The following is a 22021-nucleotide window of genomic DNA, read 5'->3' on the forward strand; positions in this document are numbered from 1 at the left end:
AAGGTACAGACGGTTACGGCCGATTGCCGATCTGTTTGCTCAACACCTTGTCGCCCTTGTGGATTCCAAGCTGAGCCGCCGCACCGCCGTTCAGTTCCAGCACATAATTGACCGGCCCCTGCGACGATATGATGGTTTCCGACAGCGGCTCGGCCCGTTCGTGGATATGGGTGATCGTGCCTTTGGCGTCGATGAACACCATGTCGAGCGGGATCAGCGTGTTGCGCATCCACATCTGGATGGCGCGCGCCTCGAAGAAATCAAACAGCATGCCCTCATTGGCCGCCATCTGCTTGCGATACATCAGCCCCTGCTCCCGCTGGCCGGGATCGAGCGCGAGTTCAACAGAGAACTCATGGCGCGCGCCGGATGTGGTGACGATGGTCAGCGGCTCCTTGTCGAACCTGAGCTGCGCCGAGGCAACCGCTGAAAATGCCAAAAGCGCCATCATGGCGCTCGCAGCAAAAGTGGTCAAAACTGTACGCATCAATGGGCCCTTGAGGACACGACCGGGCCGTCCGGATGGATTTCGGCGGCCATCAGCCCCTTGTCACCCGGCCCGAAGCGCACCAGCACCACCTGTCCGGGGCGCAGTTCCGTCAGGCCGTAGCGCCGAAGCGTTTCCATATGAATGAAGATATCTTCGGTGCCCTCGCCGCGCGTCAGGAAACCGAACCCCTTGGTACGGTTGAACCACTTGACCAGAGCCCGCTCCAGCCCGCTGGTTGCCGTCACCTGCACATGGGTGCGCACCGGCGGCATCTGCGACGGGTGAACCGCCGTCGACTGGTCCATGGAGAGGATGCGGAACGCCTGATAGCCGCGATCACGCCGCTGGATCAGCGCCACGATGCGGGTACCCTCCAGAATCGTCTGGTAGCCGTCGCGGCGCAGGCACGTCACATGCAGAAGCACATCCTGCATGCCGTTGTCGGGCACGATGAAGCCGAATCCCTTTGCCACGTCGAACCATTTCACGACGCCGGTGATTTCGATAAGCTCGACCGGATCGCCGGCCAGCTCCTCAAAAATCGCAACGCCCTTCGATGACATTCTGTCCGCCATTCTGTCAGCCCCTGGGTTACGCGTCACGGTCGCACGGTTAACTGATTCTGAGAGGATATGTTAACATTGCGCCGTTCGTCCAGCGCAAGACCCTGTCCGCATGTTTCCATTTCTTTGTAGGCAAGACTCCTTGTCTGAGGCTGACCTGTGCTTCATATCCCGGCGGTCGCCGCAAACCATCGCCGGCCAATGATCAGGAGGACTTTCCCCCATGCGCTATCTGCACACCATGGTCCGCATCAAGGACCTCGATGCCTCGCTCGATTTCTACACCCGCATCTTCGGCCTCACCGAAGTCCGCCGCATCGAAAATGACAAGGGCCGCTTCACCCTCATCTTCCTTGCCGCCAACGAAGATGTCGAAAGCGGCAATACGAACAAGGCTCCGCTGCTGGAACTCACCTATAACTGGGATACGGAAGATTACACCGGCGGGCGCAATTTCGGCCACCTCGCCTATGAAGTCGACAATATCTATGAGACCTGCCAGCGCGTGATGGATCTGGGCGTCGTCATCAATCGTCCGCCGCGCGACGGCAACATGGCGTTCATCCGCTCCCCCGACGGCATTTCCATCGAACTGCTGCAGAAGGGTCCTGCCCTTCCGCCGGCCGAACCCTGGGCCTCGATGCCCAACACCGGCAGCTGGTAAAAGCTTTGTGAACACGCAGGCGCAGCGCCTTTTACGCTGCGCCTGCGCCTCTCTCCTGATCCGAGCCCCTTGCAGCCATCCAGCAACAAAAGCCTGACGCAGGCTTCGTGCGCCATTCTGATGTTCAAAGACGAACACCAGAAGCTGGAATGTGTGAATGCTGCACCTGACATCTTGCTCGCCTGCGCTGCGCCCGATCGCGATTGCCGTGCTGATGGGGGCAACGGCCCTGTCGCTCACCGGTTGCGTCGGCCTGACGGGAAAAGCCAAGCCCGCAGTTGCAAGCCAGCAGCCCAAAACCGCCGCCGAGGCGATGGCGCAGGCCGAATCGGCGAAAGCCCAGACACCCGCAGCCGGAGCCTATGTGGACCCGATGGTCGCCGTTGCCGCTTCGCCGGACAGCCGACCGAGGAGCCGGGCCTATCGTCCACCCGCGACGCCTGACGCAGCGCCGGCCGCACCCGCCGAGCCCGCGACCCAGATGGCCCAGCTTGCGCCGGAACAGCAGTCGCTGAGCGCCGTCATCAACGAGCCTACCGCCGTGCAGGCCGGGAGCAACAGCATCTTTGCGCTGGCAAACGCGCGCGCCGAATCGGCCAATGCCGCCAATGGCGTTGCCGCCTATGCGCCGCTCGGCAGAATCAATCCCATGGCGGGAAGCGTGTTTGCCGCCCGCAGCATAGCCGAAACCGTCCCGGCACCGGCCGCCGTATCGTCTGCCCATTCTCCCGCAGCAGAACCGATGGCGAAGTCCACTGGCACGACCGCCAAAGACGGCCTTTGGTAGCGTCGACGCGGATTATTTGCTTCAGGTCCATTCTGCGCAGGAGCTAACCGTCTGATAAAGATCGGCATTTTCCCAGATCTGTGCGCTTTTCCACCACGCCGATAATTTTGCGGGATTTGTCAAAAAGCCGCTTGCACCCGGCAAACCTGCCCCCTATAAGGACGCCACCACGAAGCGCACGCGCCCTTCGTCTATCGGTTAGGACACCAGATTTTCATTCTGGGAAGAGGGGTTCGACTCCCCTAGGGCGTGCCACTTCCTCCTCAATGTCCCCGCAACGTGTTGATCTCTTGGCACTTGGCCTGCCCCGCAGTGCTGTTTGCATGCCTTGTGGAAAAACAATCTCTCTTTTGAAAAACAACGTAAAAATCGCGATTTTGACGCTTGCATGACAGACGGCCCGCCCCTATAAGGGCGCCACCACGAAGCGCACGCGCCCTTCGTCTATCGGTTAGGACACCAGATTTTCATTCTGGGAAGAGGGGTTCGACTCCCCTAGGGCGTGCCACTTCCTCCTCAATGTCCCCGCAACGTGTTGATCTCTTGGCACTTGGCCTGCCCCGCAGTGCTGTTTGCATGCCTTGTGGAAAAACAATCTCTCTTTTGAAAAACAACGTAAAAATCGCGATTTTGACGCTTGCATGACAGACGGCCCGCCCCTATAAGGGCGCCACCACGAAGCGCACGCGCCCTTCGTCTATCGGTTAGGACACCAGATTTTCATTCTGGGAAGAGGGGTTCGACTCCCCTAGGGCGTGCCACTTCCTTTTCATTTCCACTATCCAGTAAACACACCCGTCGGCGCTTTCGAGGCCGCGGCTACCTCCCCCAATTCGATACGGCACGCTTTCACACTGCCTTTGCGGCGTCCAGAATACGCAGCTGGACACGACGACTGCCCTGCCAATGATCGGCGCCCAGGCAGCCGGCCACATGCAGCTGGCTTCCCCGTGAGGAGAGCAGCAGTTGGCCGAGCGGCGTATCGGCGGCCCGGAAGGCAATGGCGTCGAGCCGCGTGCCATCCATGGCCTGCAGCGTCGCCTTCACATGGGCCGTTCCGATCAGGCGCGAATCGACAATGCGATGGGCCGGCATGGCAAAGACCGGCTGGCTGTGGCCGGAGCCATAGGGACCCGCCTGCTCCATCTGGTCGATCAGTTGCAGCGTCGCGCCGGATGCGGCAAGCGCGCCGTCAATCTTCAGCATGTGATTGGCGACGAGATCCGGGATGACGGCGCTGGCCACCTGCTCGAAATGGGCGCGAAGGCTGCCGAGCTTCGTGCGCTCGACAGTGAGGCCTGCTGCCATCGCATGGCCGCCGCCCTTCACCAGCAGTCCCTGGTCGACGGCGCCGCGCACCATCTTTCCCATGTCGAAGCCGGGAATGGAGCGGCCGGACCCGGTGCCACGGCCGGACGAATCAAGCGCGATGGCAAAGGCCGGGCGCTTGAACTTTTCCTTCAGCCGGGCCGCCAGAAGCCCGACAATGCCGGGGTGCCAGTTTTCGCGTGCCGTCACCAGCACGGCGGCATTTTCGCCGGTGCCGTATTCGGCAATCACTTCCGCCTCGGCCTCGGCCAGCATCGCCGCTTCCATCACCTGGCGTTCGCGGTTCAGCTCATCCAGCTTTGCGGCAATCTCGTCCGCTTCGGTGGGCTCGTCCATCGTGAGGAGACGGCTTCCAAGCGCTGCATCACCGATCCGCCCGCCAGCATTGATGCGCGGCCCGACCAGAAAGCCCAGATGATACGGCGTGACCGGACCGCCAAGGCCGGCCTTGCGAAACAAAGCGGCAAGGCCCGCATTGCCCATATGGCGCGCCGCAAGCAGGCCCTTTACCACATAGGCGCGATTCAACCCCTTCAGCGGCACCACGTCGCAGACGGTTGCCAGCGCCACGATATCGAGCCAGCTGAGGAGATCGAGCGTTTTTGCCCGCGGGTCGCCGCGCTCCCGCAACAGCCGCGCGGTTGCCACGAGAACGATGAACACCACGCCTGCCGCGCAGAGATGCCCCTGCCCCGACAGATCGTCATTGCGGTTCGGATTGACCAGCGCCAGGCACGGCGGCAGCTGCGGCCCCATCTGGTGATGGTCGATCACCACGACGTCACAGCGTTCCTCGACGGCCGCTGACAGCGCCTCATGGCTCGTGGAACCGCAATCGACGGTGACGATGAGGTTTGCCCCGCCGGCAATCAGCTGGCGGATGGCATTGGCATTCGGGCCATAGCCTTCGAAAATGCGGTCGGGAATATAGATCTCGGCCTCGACGCCGAAATGCCGGAAGAAGCGCGCCATCAGCGCCGAGGAGGCCGCACCATCGACATCATAATCGCCGAACACCGCGATCTTTTCACGCCGTGCCACAGCATCGGCAAGACGTGCGGCCGCCTTGTCGCAATCTTTCAGCGTAAAGGGCTCGGGCATCAGGCTGCGGATGGTCGGATCGAGAAAGGCCGGCGCTTCGTCCACGCCCACGCCCCTGCCCGCCAGCACGCGCGAAATCAGCTCGGGAATGCCATGAACCTGCGCCATGGCGAGCGCACGGTTCTGCCCGGCCTGATCGAGCCGCGACACCCAGCGCTGTCCGCTTGCCGAGCGCTCCACGCCGAGAAAGGCCCGCGAGACGGGATCGACCGGTTCTGTCATGGCGATGGGGTGGGCGCTGGCGGTTGCATGGACCGCTTCTACTGCATAAATGCGCACACCGGTATTGGCCCGACAGAATTTTATCGGCACCGTCCCCACAAAGGGGCTCTCGTCAGCCTTCCCGCCGCCGGGTCAGAGCACCGCCCAAACGGCCGTTGCCCCGAGGCAGAGCGGCCAGCAGGCAAGCGCCACCGCGACACCCCAGTTCTGGTCGGCCTCTTCACGCGAGAGATCCTCGCCGTCCGGCCCGTCCTCCTGCAAACGGACCAAAGGCAGATCCTGCCTGCGGCGCACGATCCACGCCTGCCAGGGCACATAATTCTGCTTCAAGGATAAAATGGACATCACAGGCGCCTCCCTTCGCTCATGAAGTACCGCCACAGTGTATCCCTGTTTTTGCTAATGCGCCAGAGACTGAAACGGCAGACAAAAAAGGCGCCGCCCGAAGAGGCAGCGCCGCTCAGAACCGGAGCGATGGTCGAAACGCCTCAGAAGGCTTTGGGCCGTTCGATGCGAATGACTTGCGGCTCGCTTGCCAGATAGCTTTCCGCCTTGATGCCGGCGACCGCCTTGCGGATCGACACTTCGCTTGTAGCATGGGTGACGAGAATGATGGTCTTGGCGCCATCGGAGGCTCCGCCATTCGCCCGCTGCACGATCGATTCCAGCGAAATGCCGTTCTCGGCCATCTGGGTCGCCACATTCGCAAAGACGCCGGTGCGGTCCGACACGGTGAGACGAATGAAATAACCGCCTTCATGGCTCTGGATCTGCGCCTTGCGATAGGGGGCAAGGGCGGCTGCCGGCGTGCCGAGCACCGGCACGCGCTGCATGCCCGGCTGGCTCTTGGCAATATCGGCAATGTCGCCGAGAACGGCCGAGGCGGTCGCATTGCCGCCGGCGCCGGGGCCAACCATCAGCAGTTCGCCCAGAATATCGGATTCGATGGCAACCGCGTTCGTTACCCCATCCACCTGCGCAATCACGCTGTCATGCGGCACCATGGTCGGGTGGACCCGCTGCTCGATGCCGCTTTCGGTGCGCTGGGCAACGCCGAGAAGCTTGATGCGATAGCCAAGGTCGGCGGCCGCATGGATGTCGTCGATCGAGATGTTGGAAATGCCTTCAAGGTAAATTTCGTCCGCCGCGATCTCGGTGCCGAAGGCAAGCGTGGTGAGGATCGCAAGCTTGTGGGCGGTATCATTGCCCTCGATGTCGAAGGTCGGATCGGCTTCCGCATACCCCAGTCGCTGGGCTTCCTTCAGGCAGGCGGCAAAGGTCAGGCCCTCCTTTTCCATCCGTGTGAGGATGTAATTGCAGGTGCCGTTCATGATGCCGTAGACGCGGCTCACCGTATTGCCGGTGAGCGATTCGCGCAGCGCCTTGATGACCGGGATGCCGCCGGCGACCGCCGCCTCGAAATTGAGAAGCACGCCCTTTTCTTCGGCAGCCTTTGCCAGTGCCACGCCGGAACGCGCCAGAAGCGCCTTGTTGGCGGTGACGACATGCAGTCCGCGCGCCAGGGCTGCCCGCACCGAACGATCGGCTGCCCCTTCAGCGCCGCCGATCAGTTCGACAAACACGTCGATATCGGCCTTTTCCGCCATCTCTTCCGGCGTATCGAACCACTGGACGGCCGACAGGTCGATGCCGCGATCACGCGAACGATCGCGCGCGCTGACGGCTTTGATTTCAATGGGACGCCCGCAGGTTACCGCCAGTTCGTTTGCCCGCGTGGCGAGAATGCGTGCCAGCGATGCCCCAACGGTGCCCAGACCCGCAAGACCGATTTTGAGGGCGTCTGCCATGATCATGTTCCTGAAAATCGTTGAACGGGCGGCACAAGGGCCGCCCTTTTTATACAATTGGGCTCAACGATGGGCGTTGAGCGAAATGACGTTGTGCATGGTCTCGTCGGCCGTCGACATGAACTTCTTGATGTTGCGCGCGGCCTGGCGAATGCGATGCTCGTTTTCTACCAGGGCAAGACGCACGTACTCGTCCCCTTGCTCGCCAAAGCCGACGCCCGGCGCGACCGCCACATCCGCTTTCTCGACAAGCAGCTTGGAAAACTCAAGCGAGCCGAGATGGCGGAATTTTTCCGGGATTTTCGCCCAGGCAAACATGGTGGCGGCCGGCGGCGGAACCTCGAAACCGGCCTTGCCGAAACTGTCGACCATCACGTCGCGGCGACGCTTGTAGATGGAGCGCACCTCTGCAATATCGGAGCCATCGCCGTTCAGCGCATGGCTTGCCGCCACCTGGATCGGCGTGAAGGCGCCGTAGTCGAGATAGGATTTAACCCGCGTCAGGGCCGCGATCAGCCGCTCGTTGCCCACGGCAAAGCCCATGCGCCAGCCGGGCATGGAAAACGTCTTCGACATGGAGGTGAATTCCACCGTCACGTCGATCGCGCCCGGCACTTCCAGCACCGAAGGCGGCGCCTCGCCATCGAAGTAGATTTCCGAATAGGCCAGATCCGACAGCACGATGATGTCGTGCTTCTTGGCAAAGGCGATCACGTCCTTGTAAAAATCGAGGCTTGCGACCTTGGCCGTCGGATTGGACGGATAGTTGATGACGAGCGCGAGCGGCTTCGGGATCGAGTGGCGCACGGCCCGCTCGAGCGGCGCAAAGAAGGTCTCGTCCGGCTCGACCGGGATCGAGCGGATGACGCCGCCCGCCATCAGGAAGCCGAAGGCGTGGATTGGATAGGTCGGATCCGGGCACAGAATAACGTCACCGGGAGCGGTGATCGCCTGCGCCATATTGGCAAAGCCTTCCTTGGAGCCGAGCGTGGCCACAACCTGCGTTTCCGGGTTGAGCTTGACGCCAAAACGACGCGCATAATAGGCGGCCTGCGCCCGGCGAAGGCCCGGAATGCCCTTGGAGGACGAGTAGCGATGGGTGCGCGGGTCCTGCACCACTTCGCACAGCTTGTCGACGATGGCTTTCGGCGTCGGCAGATCGGGATTGCCCATGCCGAGATCGATAATGTCCGCGCCGCCCGCTCGCGCGCTCGCCTTCAAACGGTTGACCTGTTCGAAAACATAGGGCGGCAGTCTGCGGACTTTATGAAACTCTTCCATCGCGATCCTCGTGAAGGCATCCAGAGCAGGGTAAGGGAAAGGCAAAAGGCGCAAAATCCCGCGCCTTTGTTCGAGGTTGCTTTGCGTCCAAAAGGGCTGGAACGCAAGTGCTATTTGCTGATCTGGCTCTGCGTATCGGCGGCATGATCGGCGGCAAGCTTGCGCAGTTCGGCCACGCGCGCCTGGTAGTCTGCTTCAGAGACCGATCCATTGGCGCGGGCAGCGGCAAGCTTCGTCATCTGATCCTGGGCCGTGGTGGCTTCCGCATCGCTGATCTGCGTGTTGGCGGCCGTCAGCGGACCGGCAAAGGTCGGATAGACCCCGGTATCGCTCTTGGCCAGCGCCTGCGGGCGCGGCACCTGCCGCGGACCGACAACCGTTGCCTGCGGCGCCGTATTGGGAACGCCGTCATCCAGCTTGAAGGAATTGCATCCGACAAGCGCAAACGGCATTACCGACATACCGACAAACAAAGGCATCCAGCGAAGCCCCCGCGCGAGTTCTACCATTGACGCAACCCTAATCTGCTCCGGCATACGACCTGACGAGGTCGCTATCGCTGGCACTTGTATTCGTTTTCAGGCAGAATGTAAAAACCAAAACAACGATTATAACAGGGTGGAAAAGGGGAGAGAGACACCATGGACACGCGCGAGAAGGTGGGTGGACCAGAGGCTGGTTCCAAGGGCTTCGATGCCAAGTCCTTCGAAGCCTACATGGTGAAGGATCCCCAGAAGCTTGCGGTCAACCTGGCAAAGGCGGCGGAAAACCTCGGTAAAGCAGCGACCGAATGGCTGGCCCCGCGCGAGCGCGGCGAACGCGTCGACACATTCGATCCGATGACCGACATGATCAAGACGCTGTCGAAGGTCATCGAATACTGGATGTCGGAGCCGCAGCGCACGCTGGAAGCCCAGTCCCTCCTCCTCTCCTCCTATATGGGCATCTGGATGCATACGCTGAGCCGGCTCTCCGGCGAGGCGGGGCCGGAAGAGCCCGACACCTTGCGCAAGGACAAGCGCTTTGCCGATCCGGACTGGCGCCAAAACCCGTTTTTTGCCCTCCTGCGCCAGGTCTATCTGGTCACGGCCGAATGGGCGGAAAAGCTGGTGGAGAAAGCCGAAGGGCTGGATGACCACACCCGCCACAAGGCGGCCTTCTACGTGCGCCAACTGACGGCGGCGCTGTCTCCGGCGAATTTTGCCCTGACCAATCCGGAGGTCTATCGCGAGACCGTGTCGACCGATGGCGCCAACTTTGTCCAGGGCATGAAGATGCTGGCCGAAGACATCGCCGCCGGCCGTGGCGAGCTGCGTCTTCGCCAGACCGACACCCAGAAATTCGCGCTCGGCAAGAACCTCGCGCTGACGCCGGGCAAAGTGGTGGCCCGCAATGCCGTCTGCGAGGTGATCCAGTATGCGCCGAGCACGGAAACCGTGTTCAAGCGCCCGCTGCTCATCGTGCCGCCGTGGATCAACAAGTTCTATATTCTCGACCTCGGCCCGCAGAAGAGCTTCATCAAGTGGTGCGTCGACCAGGGCCATTCGGTCTTCGTCATCTCCTGGGTCAACCCGGACGAACACCATGCCAGCTTCTCCTGGGAGGACTACAGCGCGCAAGGCATCGATTTTGCTCTGTCGACCGTAGAGAAGGCCGCCGGCGAAAAGGAGATCAACGTCATCGGCTACTGCGTTGGCGGCACGCTTTTGTCGGCAACGCTTGCCGTCCATGCCAAGCGCGGCGACCGGCGCGTGCAATCGGCCACGTTTCTCACCACGCAGGTGGATTTCACCTATGCCGGCGACTTGAAAGTCTTTGTCGACGAGGAACAGCTGGAGGCACTGGAAGGCCAGATGAAAGCGGCCGGCTATCTCGCCGGCTCCAAGATGGCAAGCGCCTTCAACATGCTGCGCGCATCCGAACTGATCTGGCCCTATGTGGTCGGCAATTACCTGAAGGGCCAGGAGCCGACGGCCTTCGACCTTCTCTACTGGAACTCCGATTCCACGCGCATGACGGCGGCCAACCACGCCTTCTATCTGCGCAACTGCTACCTGGAAAACCGCCTCAGCAAGGGCGAGATGACGCTGTTCGGCGAAAAGGTCAGCCTGAAGAACGTGACCATTCCCATCTACAATCTGGCGGCCCGCGAGGATCATATCGCGCCGGCGAAATCCGTCTTTGCCGGATGCCGGTTCTTCGGCGGACCGGTGGATTTCGTGCTGGGCGGCTCCGGGCATATCGCTGGTGTCGTCAACCCGCCGGACCGCAACAAGTACCAGTACTGGACGAGCGGGCCGGCCGTCGGTGAACTGGCCGACTGGATCGCGGGCGCCAAGGAAACCCCCGGCTCCTGGTGGCCGCACTGGCAGGCCTGGATGGAAGCGCGCGATGCCCGCCGGGTTTCTGCCCGAACCCCCGCCGATCAGGGCCTCGGCGATGCGCCCGGCACCTACGTGATGGTGCGCAGCTGAGCGCCGATGCAGTTTGATCCCCCGCTGATCCCCGCCCGGCTCGTCAGCCGCTACAAGCGTTTTCTGTTCGATGCGGTGCTCGAAGACGGAACCGAAATCACCGGCTCATGCCCGAACACCGGCTCGATGCGCGGACTGACCACGCCGGGCTCGCGCGTCTTTCTCTCCCAGCACGACAGCCGCACACGCAAGTACCGGCACATGCTGGAAATGGTGGAGGTGGACGACACGCTGGTTGGCATCAACACCGGCCTGCCGAACCGGATCGCTGAGGAAGCAATCGTCTCGGGCCTCGTGCCGGACCTATCCGGCTATGCGACGATCCGGCGCGAGCAGCGCTATGGGCTGAATTCGCGCATCGACATGCTTCTGCTCGACCCCGCCCGGCCCCCGGCCTATGTGGAAGTGAAGAACGTGCATTTTACCCGCACGCGCAAGCTGGCGGAATTTCCCGATTCGGTCACCCAGCGCGGCGCCAAGCATCTGGACGAGCTGGGAGACATGGTGGAGGCCGGCTGCCGCGCCGCCATGCTCTATGTCGTCCAGCGCAATGATTGCGATCGCCTGCGGATCTGCGAGGATCTCGATCCGGCCTATGCGAGGGCTTTCCGGCGGGCGCGCATGCGCGGCGTCGAGGCCTATGCGGTCGCCTGCCGCGTCGAACCTCAAGGAATTTGGCCCGATCGCGTGATCGCGATGGACGAGGACGGGCAGGCTGTTTAAAAACCGCATGAGACGAGACGAAAGTGGTTCCATGGTAACTTACATCGAGGCGGCGTCGGCGCCGAAGAAGAACACGGGCGCGATCCGGCTTTACGATACGGCGGCCGATTTTGCCGGCATGCGCAAGGCCTGCCAGCTGACGGCGCGCTGCCTCGACGAACTGGCGGCCCTCGTCAAGCCGGGCGTCACCACGGCGGCCCTCGACCGCTTCGTCTTCGAGTTCGGCATGGACAATGGCGCGCTTCCCGCCACGCTGAATTATCGCGGCTACAAATATTCCGTCTGCACCTCGCTCAACCATGTCGTCTGCCACGGCATGCCGGACGACAAGCCGCTGCGCGAGGGCGATATCGTCAATATCGACGTCACCTACGTGCTGGATGGCTGGCACGGCGATTCAAGCCGTATGTATCCCGTCGGCCAGGTGAAGCGCGCTGCCGAGCGGCTGATGGAAGTCACCCATGAATGCCTGATGCGCGGTATTGCGGTGGTGAAGCCCGGCGTGCGCACCGGTGCCATCGGCGAAGCGATCCAGACCTATGCGGAGGCGGAACGCTGCTCGGTGGTGCGCGATTTCTGCGGCCACGGCGTCGGCCGCCTGTTCCATGACAGCCCCAACATCCTGCATTACGGCCGCGCCGACGAAGGGCCGGAACTGCGCGAGGGCATGATCTTCACCATCGAGCCGATGATCAATCTCGGCAAGCCGCATGTAAAAGTGCTTTCCGACGGCTGGACCGCGGTGACGCGCGACCGGTCGCTGTCTGCCCAATACGAACATGCCGTGGGTGTCACGGCGACCGGCTGTGAGATCTTCACCCTGTCTCCCGGTGGTCTCGACAGGCCCGGTCTTCCTCCACGCAACGGTTGATCGATGAAGCACCCGCCCCTGCCGACACATCTGGATGCGCCGGAGGAACCGGCAGGCGGGCCCCCGAACGCCCCCGGCGAGACATCGGATGATCTGTTTGCCGATGAACGCGGCTTCTTTGCCGAGCAGGCGCAAAAATCCGGCGGCATGAAAAAGGCCGAGCCGGTGAAGCCGGACGACGACAAGCAGGCGCATTATCACGGCCACCGCGAGCGCCTGCGCAACCGTTACCGCGAGCATGGCGATACCGCCCTTGCCGATTACGAGATCCTCGAACTTCTGCTGTTCCGCCTCATCCCGCGCCGCGACACCAAGCCGATCGCCAAGGCGCTGATCGACCGCTTCGGCAATCTCGCCGGCGTTTTCGGCACCCAGACCTCGCTGTTGCAGGAGGTGAAGGGCGTGGGCGAAGCCGTGGCGCTCGACCTGAAGCTGATTGCCTCTGTCGGCCAGCGCATCCTGAAAAGCGAGCTGCGCGGCAAGCAGGTGCTTGCCTCCTGGTCCGCCGTTATCGATTACTGCCATGCCGCCATGGCCTATGAGGCACGCGAACAGTTCCGCATTCTCTTCCTCGACAAGCGCAATGCGCTGATCGCCGACGAGGTGCAGGGTCGCGGAACCGTGGACCACACGCCGGTCTATCCGCGCGAAGTGGTGCGCCGGGCGCTGGAATTGTCCGCCACCGCGCTGATCCTCGTCCACAACCATCCCTCCGGCGACCCGACCCCGTCGCGCGCCGATATCGACATGACGAAAACCATCATCGACACGGCAAAGCCGCTCGGCATCACCGTCCATGATCACATCATCATCGGCAAGGATGGCCATGCGAGCCTGAAGGGGCTTCGGCTGATCTGACCGGTCATCAGCGCAGACCGTCTCGACCCTCGATCTCATGGGCTTGAAGGCCGCCGATGCGCGCGAGCGGCCGCCCGCTATCGGTCACGGCAACCGCGACCATGATCTCATCGGCGCGCGGGCTGTCGTTCAGCCAGACCTGCATGCCATCAAAATGGGAGCGCACATAGGCGGCATCCTTGTGGCCAAGCGGGATATCCAGAACGACGCCCGGCCCGCCGCGGCGCTTGGAGGATGGCACCAGGGCCGCCCCCTTCTCCACCGCTTCCCGCAGCGGCTTGCCAAGGGCCGGATGCAGAATGGCGGCGGCATGCTCAAGCTCGCCATCCTCGCCCACCAGCGCCGCCTTGCCATAGCTTTCCGCCGCCTGCGGCGGGATGCCGAGCGCCTCCACGCACCGCTTGCCGAGCAGTCCGCCAAGCTCCGCGCCGATCTCGATGAGGTCGCCCAGGTCCTCGACATAGCGCCCGGCAAAGGGATTGCGGATGACGGCGACCGCACAGGCCTTTCGGGAGGGCGGCGACACCGGCCGATCCATCTCGCGGTGTAGTTCCTCGACGAATACCGCAAGCTTGCGGATCTCGGCCTTCATCGAAGCCCGTCCTCTCCCTTGATGTCGCTCGCCTTCAGGCCGCCGACGCGGGCGTGGATGCGCGCACCGGTGGTCATCACCAGCACCAGCGCCAGTTCGTTGGCGCGCGGTCCATCCGGCACGCCCACTTCCATCGCGTCGAAATGCGAGCGCACGTAAGAAGCATTGATGTGGGTGACCGGCACATCGAGCCGCGTGCCCGGACCGCCGACCTTCTTGGTCGAGGTGACGATCGCCTTCGCGTCGCCCAGAACCTCGCGCATGGCATAGCCGCCCGGGACGTGCCAGAGCGCGCCATGTTCAAGTTCCCCTGCCTGACCGACAATGGCGCCCTTGCCATAGCCTTCGATCAGCGCCGCATCACCGCCGAGCGCGGCAACAAGGCGGTTCGCCATCTGAAGCCCCAGCGGTTCGAGATCCTTCATGAAGCCTGCGATGTCTTCATGGTAACGACCGGCAAAGGGGTTTTCGATGACGGCAAGCACAGCCGCGCGCTTCAGCGGCACGGCGGCCACCGGCCCGCCCTCGTGAAACACCTCCTCGACAACGGTCAGGAATTTGCGGATTTTCGGTTCAGGCATGGCCATGGTTCTCCGGCTTTGCGAATTTTTCGAAGTCTGGCGGGCGAATATCATCCCGTTTTGCAGCGATGCGCACGCCGCCCCGCAGAAACAGCGCGGCGCGATCGATGAGGCCATCTGCGCGCAATTGCTCGGCCTTCGTGAGCCCGCGGTCAAGAGCTTTGGCAATCTCGCCTGCGTCCAGATCGCCGCAGCCGGTTACCACCAGCCGCGCGCCAAGATCGCTGTCATCGACGAGACTGTGGGCAGGCGCGCGAAAGACGGCCGGGTGGCCGGGAAGATCGACGGCATTGGCAATGATTGTTGCGGCCGCATCGGCGGCGGCTGCGGTTTCGGCAAGCACCGTCACCGAATCGGCAAGGCCCATGGACAGGCTGCGCCCCCCTCTTCCGGAGGTCGCGATGCCGCGCACCGGATCGCTGGCCCGGACGGTAAAGGCTCCGAGCCCCACCCCGTCATCGCGCGCCATGCCAACCCGCCAGTCGGCATCCCCCTGCAGAAAAAGCGCAATGTCGCCGCCATTATTGACATAGATGCGCTGCGGACATTCCTCTTTATCGAAACCATCCAGCATTGCCTCCAGCACCGTATCGGCCACTGCACCTGCAACGGCTGCCATCGGGGTGATGAAATGCGCGCCCGACAGCGGAAGAACGGCCGCCATCATCTTGCGAGCAACTGCGCCCGAAGGCTGCCGGCATCCCGGATAGGCTTGTGCCTTCAACAGCGGCAGTTCGCGCACCAGTTCGTCCAGGATGGTGGCAAAACGCCTCGCCGCCTGGCGATACGCGCGTTCACGAAGCGCGCTCTGCCTGTCCGCCGCCGCATCATAGGCCAGGCCGATGACGAGATCGATCGGACCATGCTGCAGATGCAGCCGGCCGTCGGGCGTTCCGTCGAGATAGGCGCCGGCAGGTCCGCTCATGCCATGCTCCCGCCCTGCCTAATGGCCCCACTTGAAATTGCCGGCAGCCGTCGGCCATGCGCCCGAGACAAGCGGTGCGATCTTGCGCCCGGCCTCACGGAGAGCCTGCTCGAGAGGCACGACGGCGTCCATATGGCCGCCCAGCGCCTCGTAATCGCAAAGCCGCATGGTAAACTCGATCGGCGCCACAAGCGCCGGCGTCGGCACCGAGCCAAAGCTGTTGGACGGCATCTGCGTGACATCGACCATCACCGTGATGCCGCCGCCCGGCCAGATGGTGGCCGGCGCGCCGCCACAGGACACATGGGTGAGCGCTTCCTTGACCGAACGCGTGAGCCGCACCGGATTGGTGGTGACGCCGGCGCGCAGGCTGCCGCCTGCCCCGCCCATGAAGAGAACCGAAACCATCGCCGGCTCGCAGTTTTCCGCCACGATCTCCACCGTCTCGCGCACTGCCGCCGGAAGGATCGATTGCGCCACCGGCACCAGATTTTCGTCGAGAATATAATAATCGTACTGCTCGCCGGTGGTCGACACCATCAGCAGACGCAGGCCCGGATAGGCGACCTTCGGATCAAAATCGCCCAGAATCGACAGCGGATCGGATATCGTGGTGCCGCCCCAGCCGGTGCCGGGTTCGGCCACCTGGAAATAGCGTCCCGGTGTCGAACGGCGGCCCTTGATGCGGATGCCGGTCGGGGGGATATCGAGGAGCTTTCCCGCCTGGTGTTCGGAGAGCACGCCGGTGATGTGATCATCCACCACCACGACCTCGTCCACCATGTTCTGCCATTGTCTTGCAAACATGCCGATGGTGGCAGACCCGCAGCCGACACGCATGCGGCTTTCCTCCACCCCGTTGATCACCGGCGGATGGCCGGCCTGAAGACAGAGGGTGGCGCCGCCATCGACCTGCATCTCCACCCGCTCACGATTGCAAAGCTGCAGCAGCGTCTCGCAGGTGATACGGCCTTCCTTCTTGGAGCCGCCCGTCAGGTGGTGCACGCCGCCGAGCGACAGCATCTGGGAACCGTATTCTCCCGTCGTGACATGGCCGACCGGTTCGCCCTCCACCCGCACGATCGCCGTCTCCGGACCGATGAACCGGTCGGTGTCGATCTTCACCTTGGCGCCGCAATAGGAAAAGATTCCCTCCGTCACGACCGTCACCATGTCGATGCCGTTCTGCGTCTGCGACACGATGAAGGGGGCGGGCTTGTAATCGGGATAGGTGGTGCCTGCACCGACGGCGGTGACGAAGGGCGCGTTCGCGTAGACGAGATCGCCCGACCACTCTTCGGTGTCCTTGCCGGGCAGGAAGGGCACGACGGCACCGCCCGCACTCAGCGTCTCGTCGATCACGGTCAGCGGATCGACGCGGATCAGTTCACCGCCGACATTGGCATAGCGATCGCAGGCGCCGGAGCGGCCATCGGAGATATAACACATGACCGGACAGGCATCGCAGCGGATCTTGCCATTCACTGCGCTTTCCACGTGCTGCTTGACCATATCACCCCCGCATTGGCCCTGGTGCGGCCTTGCCGTCTTCTGTTCCCGCATGCTTTGCGCATATCGTTTGTATACGAATGAATATCAGCAGAAATCGCCAGCCTGTCAAGGCGGCATGCCCGCTCCGGGCGCCGGTCAAAACCGTGGAAATCCCGATTTCAACGGTCTTTCCGGTCGCTGCCTGTCCATTGGCAGGCAAACAAGTCTAGCGCCGAACCTCACCGTCGCAAATGCAATTCTGAAACGGTTCGCGGGCCCAAGGGAAAGCGCGTTGACAAATCACCTTTGGCGGATAAACCGGTGGCTTCATCGGGATTGACGGGAGGCGGCATGGCCGGGGCCAAGAAAAGCGACAGCGCTTCGCAAGCGCCCGCCACAGACCTGGAGGCCTACAAGGTCGATCAGCAGATCGGCTTTTTCCTGCGTCAGGCCAACCAGCGCCACGTCGCGATCTTTTCGGCCCTGATGGGCGACCGCCTGACGACGACGCAATGGGCAGCGCTCAGCAAGCTGCGTCAGATCCAGCCCACCTCGCAGAACCAGCTCGGCCGCGATACGGCCATGGATGTCGCAACGATCAAGGGCGTGGTCGACCGGCTGGTGGCGCGGGGCTATGTGGCCACCGCCCCGGACCCGCAGGACGGGCGCCGGCTCATCTTGTCGCTCACCGGCGAGGGCGAGGCAGTAATTGCCAGCAACATCAAAGCCGCCATTGCCGTGACAGATGACACGCTGTCGCCACTCACCTCCGGCGAGCGGATGATGCTGATCGAACTCCTGCGCAAGATCTGCTGAGCCTTCGAAGCAGCGCGCAACCGGGCGCTCTTCCGGCACCCCACCTGCCCTTTTCCTGTTGATCGCACACCTTGAAGCGGCGCGCGCGGCGGCCGCAGAATTCGTTTGCGTGCCAATGATTTCCGGCTATCATCCCGGCCATGGATGCGTACGACAAAAACCAAAACGGGAACGCCGCACTCCTCATCTCTCACCGGGCCGAGCCTCGCATGAGAACCACGGGAAGACACGCGCGCGCATTCCTGCCGAAGAGGCCGGGACAGCATGACGACACAGACGGTGACGTTGACCATCAACGGCAGGGCGCAGGATTTTGCGCTCGATCCGCAGACGCCGCTTCTCTATGTGCTGCGCAATGATTGCGGTCTGAACGGCGCGAAATTCGGCTGTGGCCTTGGCGAATGTGGTGCCTGCACCGTGCTTCTGGGAGACCGTCCCGTCCGCGCCTGCACCACCCGTATCGGCGCCGTGCGCGACCGGCCGATTACCACGCTCGAGGGCCTTTCGTCTGGAGGAGAGCACGATGGCCGAACGCTGCATCCGGTCCAACAAGCCTTTCTGGAGATGCAGGCGGCGCAATGCGGCTATTGCCTGAGTGGCATGATCATGGCGACGGTCGGCCTTCTCACGCGTAATCCGCAAGCCGACGAGAAGGACATCCGGGCCGCCCTGCGCCACCAGCTCTGTCGCTGCGGCACCCATATGGAAATTCTGGCCGCCGTGCGGCTGGCGCGCGACCGGATGGCAGAGATGGCGGCCGGCCGCGCAGCCTGCGACCCGACTGGCGCGGCTGCCCCGCCTCTCCGAAAACCGCCCGCCCCTGATCTGGAGGCGTCCGCACCATGACGTCTGCGCCAGCCGACCCCAAAACGCTCCGCGAAACCACCAGCCGCGCCTATCTGGAGGCGGATGACATCCTGCTCGTCACCCGCCCCGGCAGCGGCAACCAGCCGGAGATCTATCTGGCCATGACCGGCGATGGTGCGGTGATCGCCTTCAACGGCCATGTGGACCTCGGCACCGGCATCCGCACGGCCCTGGCGCAGATCGTCGCGGAAGAGCTGGACATCCCGTTCGACCGGGTGACCATGGTGCTCGGCACGACATCGGCAGTTCCGGACCAGGGGCCGACGATTGCGAGCGAAACCATCCAGATTACCGCCAACCCCTTGCGCCTTGCCGCCGCAAGTGCCCGCCGTCACCTGCTTGCCGCAGCCGCCGAGCATCTGGGCACGCCTCTGGACGATCTGCTGGTCGAGGCCGGCGTGGTCGGAAACGGCAGAAGCACCGTCTCCTATGCCGATCTCGTGCGTGGCCGACATTGTCGCATCGACATCGATCCGGCCACCCCCGTAAAGCCGGTCAGCGCCTATCGCATTGTCGGCCAGCCGCAGCCACGCACGGATATTGCCGCCAAGACCGTCGGCGACTGGACCTATGTGCATGATGTGCGCGTTCCCGGCATGCTGCATGGCCGCGTCATCCGCCCGCCTTATGTCGGCTACGATCATGGCGACGGCGTCGGCGACAGCCTGATCGGCGTGGACGAGGCCTCGCTTGCCGGCCTTTCCGGCATCGTGGCCGTGGTGACGATCGGCGATTTCGTCGGTGTGGTTGCCACCCGCGAGGAATTTGCCGCAGAGGCCGCGCGACGCCTCAAGGTCACCTGGAAGACGCCCGCCGTCCGGCCCGACCTCAACGACGTCGAGACGGCCTTGAAGAACAATCCGGGCAAGAAACGCATCCTGAAGGATGCAGGCGACGTGGAGCGGGCGCTTCTCGGCGCCTCGCCCGCCATGGAACGCACCTATGTCTGGCCCTACCAGATGCATGGCTCGATCGGCCCCTCCTGCGCCGTCGCCGAGTGGACGCCAGAACAGCTGGTCGTCTGGTCGGGTACACAGAACCCGCATTTCATGCGCCGGGACCTCGCCCGCCTGCTGGACATGCCGGAAGACGCCATCATCGTGGAACGCCATGAAGCCGCCGGCTGCTATGGCCGCAATTGCGCCGATGACGTGACGGCCGATGCCGCCCTTCTGTCGCGCGCCACCGGCCGGCCGGTGCGCGTGCAGCTGACCCGCGAACAGGAACATGGCTGGGAACCGAAAGGGGCCGGACAGGTGATCGACGTGCGCGGCGGCCTTGATCTCGAAGGTGGCCCCATCGCCTATGATTTCGAGACGCGCTATCCCTCGAACCTGTCTCCAACGCTTGCACTCATCCTCACCGGCAAGGTGGCCGCCGTGCCGGACGTCGCCGAAATGGGCGACCGTACCGCCATCCCGCCCTATGCGGTGAGCAACATGCGCATTGCGGTGCACGACATGCCGCCGATTGCGCGCGCCAGCTGGTTTCGCGGAGTCTCGGCCATGCCGAACTCCTTTGCGCATGAGAGCTTTTTCGACGAACTGGCGGTTGCGGCCGGCGTCGACCCTGTGGAATACCGGTTGCGCTATCTGACCGATCCGCGCGGCGCCGATCTGGTGCGGGCCGTCACCGAAAAGGCCGGCTGGCGGCCGCGCACCCGCTTCGGCACGGAGGGAAGCGAGGGTGACCTGCTCTACGGGCGCGGCTTTGCCTATGCACTTTATGTGCACGGCAAATTTCCGGGCACCCCTGCCGCCTGGTCCGCCTGGGTGGCCGATGTCGCCGTCAATCGCCGCACCGGCGAGGTCTCCGTCACACGCGTCACCGTCGGCCAGGATACCGGGCTGATGATCAATCCCGACGGCGTGCGTCACCAGATCCACGGCAATGTCATCCAGTCGGTCAGCCGCGTGCTGAAGGAAGAGGTGCGTTTCACCCAGACCGGGATCGAAAGCCTCGAATGGGGTGGCTATCCGATCCTGACCTTCGAGGAGACGCCGGATATCGACGTGCTGATGATCCCGCGTCCCGACGAGGAACCGCGCGGGGCCGGCGAATCCGCCTCCGTGCCGAGTGCGGCGGCCATCGTCAATGCCGTCTATGATGCGACGGGCCTGCGCTTTCGCGAACTGCCGCTGACGCCGGAGCGCGTTCTGGCCGCCCTCAACGGACGCCAGACGCTCGAACACCGGCAGGAGATGCGTGCGAAACGCCAGCGGTGGCTGAAGTTCGGCGGTTTGGGACTTCTGAGCGTCAGCGGGCTTGCCGGCCTTGCCGCCGGGGGCCTTGCGGTGATGTCGCCATGGCGTCCAGCCATCGAGGCGATCCAGCGTCCCGATCCGGCGCTGTTCAGTGCAGCGAGCGTCGAGCGCGGCCGGCTTGTGGCCGCCGCCGGCGGCTGCGCCACCTGTCATGCGGACGGAAACGGCGAGGCAATGGCCGGCGGGCGGCGCTTCGACACGCCGTTCGGCACGGTAGTCGCACCAAACATTACGCCGGACGAGCGCCACGGCATCGGCGGCTGGTCTTACACCGCCTTCACCCGCGCCATGCGGCAGGGGATCGGCCGGGACGGTTCCCATCTCTACCCCGTGCATCCCTACACCTCGTTTACCCATGCAAGCGACGGTGACCTGCAGGATCTCTATGCCTACCTGATGACCACCCCGGCATCGAGCGCCCCTTCGCAGCCGTCGACGCTGCGGTTTCCCTTCAACATCCGCAGCCTGATGGCGGGGTGGAACACGCTTTATCTCGGACGCTCGACCGTCGATTATGCGCCGGAAAAAGGCGAGGCCTGGAACCGCGGGGCCTATCTGGTGGAAGGCCTTGGCCACTGTTCCGCCTGCCACAGCCCGCGCAATGCGCTGGGGGCCGAACAGGTGGGCAGCGCCCATCTTTCGGGTGGATTTGCCGAGGGCTGGCAGGCGCCGGCGCTCACCGGTCTTTCGCCAAGCCCGGTCGGCTGGACCAGTGATGCGCTCTACGACTACCTGCGCCATGGCCATTCCGCCGACCACGGCAGCGCGTCCGGCCCGATGGCGGCCGTGGTCAAGCAGATGTCCGATCTGCCCGACGCGGATATCCGCGCGATCGCCACCTATCTTGGGAGCCTCCAGCCATCTCAGCACACGCAAACGGCTGTTGCGCCAGCCGCCATCATTGCCCGGTCGCAGGCGGCGGCACCGCAAGCAGCCCTTGCCTTTCCAGAAGGCGCGCGATTGTTCGAAGGGGCCTGCGGCACCTGCCATGAGGGAGACGAGGCACAAACGCGTGGTCTTGCGCACCTGTCGCTCAACAGCAATCTTTCGGCGTCACGTCCCGACAACATCATCCAGGCCCTCTTCAACGGCGTTGAAGCGCCGGCAAGCCTTCGCGCGAAGCCGCAAGCGGATGCGCAGGCGATGTCCATGCCGTCCTTCCGCGACAGTTTCAGCGACCGGCAGATCGGGGAGTTGTCAGCCTATCTGCGCGCCCGCTTTGCGCCGGGAAAGCCCGCATGGTCTGACACGGCAGCGCTTGCCGGAAGCATCAGGGGCAGCAGCGCAGCGCGCTGACTCTCTTTCTGAAGCGCA

The 22021-nt window shown here is 63.5% G+C and carries 20 protein-coding genes and 3 tRNA genes; 12 read left to right on the plus strand and 11 right to left on the minus strand.

Features of this window, described 5'->3' with window-relative positions; translation table 11 throughout:
* Positions 1-13: 13 nt before the first annotated feature.
* Positions 14-487, minus strand: a complete 474-nt coding sequence (locus ACEXP3_RS04040) for a DUF192 domain-containing protein (protein ID WP_377296133.1) — start codon at positions 485-487, stop codon at positions 14-16.
* The gene (locus tag ACEXP3_RS04045) at positions 487-1065 is read right to left on the minus strand and encodes a cold-shock protein (protein ID WP_210104730.1); all 579 of its coding nucleotides are present in this window, start codon (positions 1063-1065) and stop codon (positions 487-489) included. The genes ACEXP3_RS04040 and ACEXP3_RS04045 overlap by 1 nt, the downstream gene beginning before the upstream one ends.
* Positions 1066-1276: 211 nt before the next feature.
* Here ACEXP3_RS04045 and gloA point away from each other — a divergent pair, with 211 nt between their 5' ends.
* From gloA to ACEXP3_RS04070, 5 genes are all read left to right on the plus strand, one after another.
* The gene (gene gloA / locus ACEXP3_RS04050; RefSeq protein WP_377296134.1) at positions 1277-1717 is read left to right on the plus strand and encodes a lactoylglutathione lyase; all 441 of its coding nucleotides are present in this window, start codon (positions 1277-1279) and stop codon (positions 1715-1717) included.
* A 157-nt stretch (positions 1718-1874) separates the two neighbouring features.
* On the plus strand, positions 1875-2504 hold the full coding sequence (locus ACEXP3_RS04055; protein ID WP_377296135.1) for a hypothetical protein: 630 nt from the start codon (positions 1875-1877) through the stop codon (positions 2502-2504).
* Positions 2505-2684: 180 nt separating this feature from the next.
* Positions 2685-2759 (plus strand) — tRNA-Glu (locus tag ACEXP3_RS04060).
* A gap of 178 nt (positions 2760-2937) precedes the next feature.
* Positions 2938-3012, plus strand: a tRNA-Glu gene (locus ACEXP3_RS04065).
* Positions 3013-3190: 178 nt separating this feature from the next.
* Positions 3191-3265 (plus strand) — tRNA-Glu (locus ACEXP3_RS04070).
* Positions 3266-3353: 88 nt separating this feature from the next.
* On the opposite strand, the gene recJ is transcribed toward ACEXP3_RS04070, so the two are convergent.
* From recJ to ACEXP3_RS04095, 5 genes are all read right to left on the minus strand, one after another.
* Entirely contained in the window at positions 3354-5156 is a 1803-nt protein-coding gene (recJ, locus tag ACEXP3_RS04075; protein WP_377296587.1) for a single-stranded-DNA-specific exonuclease RecJ, read from the minus strand.
* Between the two features lie 132 nt (positions 5157-5288).
* Complete coding sequence (locus tag ACEXP3_RS04080; RefSeq protein ID WP_210104688.1) at positions 5289-5501, minus strand: hypothetical protein; 213 nt, start codon at positions 5499-5501, stop codon at positions 5289-5291.
* Between the two features lie 143 nt (positions 5502-5644).
* Positions 5645-6964, minus strand: a complete 1320-nt coding sequence (locus ACEXP3_RS04085; RefSeq protein ID WP_377296136.1) for a homoserine dehydrogenase — start codon at positions 6962-6964, stop codon at positions 5645-5647.
* Positions 6965-7027: 63 nt separating this feature from the next.
* Entirely contained in the window at positions 7028-8245 is a 1218-nt protein-coding gene (locus tag ACEXP3_RS04090; protein WP_210104686.1) for an LL-diaminopimelate aminotransferase, read from the minus strand.
* A gap of 110 nt (positions 8246-8355) precedes the next feature.
* Complete coding sequence (locus ACEXP3_RS04095; RefSeq protein WP_377296137.1) at positions 8356-8754, minus strand: hypothetical protein; 399 nt, start codon at positions 8752-8754, stop codon at positions 8356-8358.
* A 132-nt stretch (positions 8755-8886) separates the two neighbouring features.
* Here ACEXP3_RS04095 and ACEXP3_RS04100 point away from each other — a divergent pair, with 132 nt between their 5' ends.
* Genes ACEXP3_RS04100 through radC form a run of 4 tightly spaced genes read left to right on the plus strand, consistent with a single transcriptional unit; the run spans position 8887 to position 13171 of the window.
* Positions 8887-10719 (plus strand): PHA/PHB synthase family protein, encoded by a 1833-nt coding sequence (locus ACEXP3_RS04100; RefSeq protein WP_377296138.1) that lies wholly within the window; start codon positions 8887-8889, stop codon positions 10717-10719.
* A gap of 6 nt (positions 10720-10725) precedes the next feature.
* Positions 10726-11442: a DNA/RNA nuclease SfsA gene (gene sfsA / locus ACEXP3_RS04105; protein ID WP_377296139.1), complete on the plus strand. Its 717-nt coding sequence runs from the start codon at positions 10726-10728 to the stop codon at positions 11440-11442.
* Positions 11443-11473: 31 nt separating this feature from the next.
* Positions 11474-12313, plus strand: coding sequence for a type I methionyl aminopeptidase (gene map / locus ACEXP3_RS04110; protein ID WP_210104682.1), 840 nt, complete (start codon positions 11474-11476; stop codon positions 12311-12313).
* A gap of 3 nt (positions 12314-12316) precedes the next feature.
* Positions 12317-13171, plus strand: a complete 855-nt coding sequence (radC, locus tag ACEXP3_RS04115) for a RadC family protein (protein ID WP_377296140.1) — start codon at positions 12317-12319, stop codon at positions 13169-13171.
* A 7-nt stretch (positions 13172-13178) separates the two neighbouring features.
* Here the strand turns inward: radC and ACEXP3_RS04120 are convergent, their stop codons facing one another.
* Genes ACEXP3_RS04120 through ACEXP3_RS04135 form a run of 4 tightly spaced genes read right to left on the minus strand, consistent with a single transcriptional unit; the run spans position 13179 to position 16781 of the window.
* A complete protein-coding gene (locus ACEXP3_RS04120; RefSeq protein WP_377296141.1) occupies positions 13179-13763 on the minus strand; it encodes an amino acid synthesis family protein in 585 nt (194 codons plus the stop codon).
* The gene (locus ACEXP3_RS04125) at positions 13760-14344 is read right to left on the minus strand and encodes an amino acid synthesis family protein (RefSeq protein ID WP_377296142.1); all 585 of its coding nucleotides are present in this window, start codon (positions 14342-14344) and stop codon (positions 13760-13762) included. Before ACEXP3_RS04125 ends, ACEXP3_RS04120 begins: the two co-directional genes overlap by 4 nt.
* The gene (locus ACEXP3_RS04130; RefSeq protein WP_377296143.1) at positions 14337-15269 is read right to left on the minus strand and encodes a UPF0280 family protein; all 933 of its coding nucleotides are present in this window, start codon (positions 15267-15269) and stop codon (positions 14337-14339) included. Before ACEXP3_RS04130 ends, ACEXP3_RS04125 begins: the two co-directional genes overlap by 8 nt.
* Before the next feature lie 18 nt (positions 15270-15287).
* Positions 15288-16781 carry a 6-hydroxynicotinate reductase gene (locus tag ACEXP3_RS04135; RefSeq protein ID WP_377296144.1) on the minus strand — a complete coding sequence of 498 codons (1494 nt, stop codon included), beginning with the start codon at positions 16779-16781 and terminating at the stop codon, positions 15288-15290.
* 330 nt (positions 16782-17111) lie between these two features.
* Between ACEXP3_RS04135 and ACEXP3_RS04140 the strand changes: the two genes are divergently transcribed.
* The 3 genes from ACEXP3_RS04140 to ACEXP3_RS04150 all read left to right on the plus strand — a co-directional run bounded on the left by ACEXP3_RS04140 (position 17112) and on the right by ACEXP3_RS04150 (position 22003).
* Positions 17112-17576: a MarR family winged helix-turn-helix transcriptional regulator gene (locus ACEXP3_RS04140; protein WP_377296145.1), complete on the plus strand. Its 465-nt coding sequence runs from the start codon at positions 17112-17114 to the stop codon at positions 17574-17576.
* A gap of 264 nt (positions 17577-17840) precedes the next feature.
* A complete protein-coding gene (locus tag ACEXP3_RS04145) occupies positions 17841-18422 on the plus strand; it encodes a (2Fe-2S)-binding protein (protein WP_377296146.1) in 582 nt (193 codons plus the stop codon).
* Positions 18419-22003 carry a molybdopterin cofactor-binding domain-containing protein gene (locus tag ACEXP3_RS04150; RefSeq protein ID WP_377296147.1) on the plus strand — a complete coding sequence of 1195 codons (3585 nt, stop codon included), beginning with the start codon at positions 18419-18421 and terminating at the stop codon, positions 22001-22003. Before ACEXP3_RS04145 ends, ACEXP3_RS04150 begins: the two co-directional genes overlap by 4 nt.
* Positions 22004-22021: the final 18 nt, after the last annotated feature.

The organism is Neorhizobium fuzhouense (genome assembly GCF_042611105.1).
Classification (GTDB): Bacteria; Pseudomonadota; Alphaproteobacteria; order Rhizobiales; family Rhizobiaceae; genus Neorhizobium; species Neorhizobium galegae_A.

Bases quoted from the DNA above. Each gene is read 5' to 3' on its own strand.
- ACEXP3_RS04090 (WP_210104686.1), bottom strand. From the start codon at position 8,245: ATGGAAGAGTTTCATAAAGTCCGCAGACTGCCGCCCTATGTTTTCGAA.
- sfsA (WP_377296139.1), top strand. From the start codon at position 10,726: ATGCAGTTTGATCCCCCGCTGATCCCCGCCCGGCTCGTCAGCCGCTAC.
- ACEXP3_RS04085 (WP_377296136.1), bottom strand. From the start codon at position 6,964: ATGGCAGACGCCCTCAAAATCGGTCTTGCGGGTCTGGGCACCGTTGGG.
- ACEXP3_RS04120 (WP_377296141.1), bottom strand. From the start codon at position 13,763: ATGAAGGCCGAGATCCGCAAGCTTGCGGTATTCGTCGAGGAACTACAC.
- ACEXP3_RS04080 (WP_210104688.1), bottom strand. From the start codon at position 5,501: ATGTCCATTTTATCCTTGAAGCAGAATTATGTGCCCTGGCAGGCGTGG.
- ACEXP3_RS04055 (WP_377296135.1), top strand. From the start codon at position 1,875: ATGCTGCACCTGACATCTTGCTCGCCTGCGCTGCGCCCGATCGCGATT.
- ACEXP3_RS04135 (WP_377296144.1), bottom strand. From the start codon at position 16,781: ATGGTCAAGCAGCACGTGGAAAGCGCAGTGAATGGCAAGATCCGCTGC.
- ACEXP3_RS04140 (WP_377296145.1), top strand. From the start codon at position 17,112: ATGGCCGGGGCCAAGAAAAGCGACAGCGCTTCGCAAGCGCCCGCCACA.
- ACEXP3_RS04045 (WP_210104730.1), bottom strand. From the start codon at position 1,065: ATGGCGGACAGAATGTCATCGAAGGGCGTTGCGATTTTTGAGGAGCTG.
- radC (WP_377296140.1), top strand. From the start codon at position 12,317: ATGAAGCACCCGCCCCTGCCGACACATCTGGATGCGCCGGAGGAACCG.
- ACEXP3_RS04130 (WP_377296143.1), bottom strand. From the start codon at position 15,269: ATGAGCGGACCTGCCGGCGCCTATCTCGACGGAACGCCCGACGGCCGG.
- ACEXP3_RS04125 (WP_377296142.1), bottom strand. From the start codon at position 14,344: ATGCCTGAACCGAAAATCCGCAAATTCCTGACCGTTGTCGAGGAGGTG.
- gloA (WP_377296134.1), top strand. From the start codon at position 1,277: ATGCGCTATCTGCACACCATGGTCCGCATCAAGGACCTCGATGCCTCG.
- map (WP_210104682.1), top strand. From the start codon at position 11,474: ATGGTAACTTACATCGAGGCGGCGTCGGCGCCGAAGAAGAACACGGGC.
- ACEXP3_RS04145 (WP_377296146.1), top strand. From the start codon at position 17,841: ATGACGACACAGACGGTGACGTTGACCATCAACGGCAGGGCGCAGGAT.
- ACEXP3_RS04095 (WP_377296137.1), bottom strand. From the start codon at position 8,754: ATGGTAGAACTCGCGCGGGGGCTTCGCTGGATGCCTTTGTTTGTCGGT.
- ACEXP3_RS04150 (WP_377296147.1), top strand. From the start codon at position 18,419: ATGACGTCTGCGCCAGCCGACCCCAAAACGCTCCGCGAAACCACCAGC.
- ACEXP3_RS04100 (WP_377296138.1), top strand. From the start codon at position 8,887: ATGGACACGCGCGAGAAGGTGGGTGGACCAGAGGCTGGTTCCAAGGGC.
- ACEXP3_RS04040 (WP_377296133.1), bottom strand. From the start codon at position 487: ATGCGTACAGTTTTGACCACTTTTGCTGCGAGCGCCATGATGGCGCTT.
- recJ (WP_377296587.1), bottom strand. From the start codon at position 5,156: ATGACAGAACCGGTCGATCCCGTCTCGCGGGCCTTTCTCGGCGTGGAG.